We start from the raw sequence: 1,029 nt of genomic DNA, 5'->3' as shown, positions 1-1,029 counted from the left end.
GCCACGTCCAGCACCGCCGCATCGAAACTGAACGACGCGAACTGCAACGCCGTAACACCAAGCTCCGCACCGAGAACGGGACGCATGGCCGACGCCAGATTCGCCACGGAGGCGTGCGCCACGGCCACACCCTTCGGGCGCCCCGACGACCCCGACGTATAGATGACGTAGGCCAGTTGGCCCGGATCGACGACGCTGTCCGGCCCCCCACCGAACTCGGTCTCCAGTTCCGCGGGCAGGACGGTCTCCACCTCGGCCGGCAGCCGGTCCGCGGTCTCCTCCGCGACCAGCACCAACTCCGCACCGCTGTCAGCCACCATGAACAACAACCGGTCGGACGGATACTCCGGATCCAACGGGACGTAAGCCCCACCGGCCTTCCACACCGCGAGGACCGCAGTCACCATCTCGGTTCCGCGCGGCAGACACAGCCCCACCCGCGACTCACGCCCCACACCCCGCGCCACCAAACCGCGAGCGACAGCGTCCGCACGCGCGTCCAACTCGGCGTACGACAGCGACTGGTCGCCAGACCGCACGGCCGTCGCGTGCGGAGTTTCCACGGCCCATCGTCGGAACCGGTCGAGGACCGTGCCGGGCTCCGTCGGCACAGCGGTGGCGTTCCACTCCTCCACCACCGCGGCGCGCTCGGACTCGTCCAACAGCTCAAGCTCGGCGAGCCGGACCTCCGGGTCCGCGGCGAGCCGCTCCAACGCGCGCACCACGCGATCGATCAAGGTCCGGGCGGCATCGCCGTCGAAGGCGTCCGGGCGATAGTCCAGCCGTAGGGTCAGCCCCTCCTCGGACCGGACGCCCAGTGCCAGCGCGAAGCTCGTCGACTCGCGCGACGCGACACCTGAAATCGTCAGGCCCGCCACTGACGGTTGTGCCGCCGGATCGCCCGGGTAGTTCTCGAAGGCCAGGAGCGTGTCGAACGTCGCACCTGGGCCGGCGGCCCGCTGCACCTCGCCCAGCCCGACATGCTGATGGTCCAGCAACGCCGACTGCCGCGCCTGAAGCACCCCAAGC

Annotated in this window: 1 protein-coding gene; it reads right to left on the bottom strand. The window is 70.2% G+C overall.

Going from position 1 to position 1,029, the window contains the following annotated elements; all coding sequences use genetic code 11:
- Positions 1–1,029 (bottom strand): AMP-binding protein (locus ACWDEW_RS48840; RefSeq protein WP_450522842.1); only part of this gene is annotated, 1,029 nt, incomplete at both ends.

It is taken from the genome of Streptomyces sp. NPDC001100 (assembly GCF_053598575.1).
The sequence above is the reverse complement of the archived record's forward strand: the minus strand, read 5'-3'. Positions and strand labels throughout refer to the sequence as shown.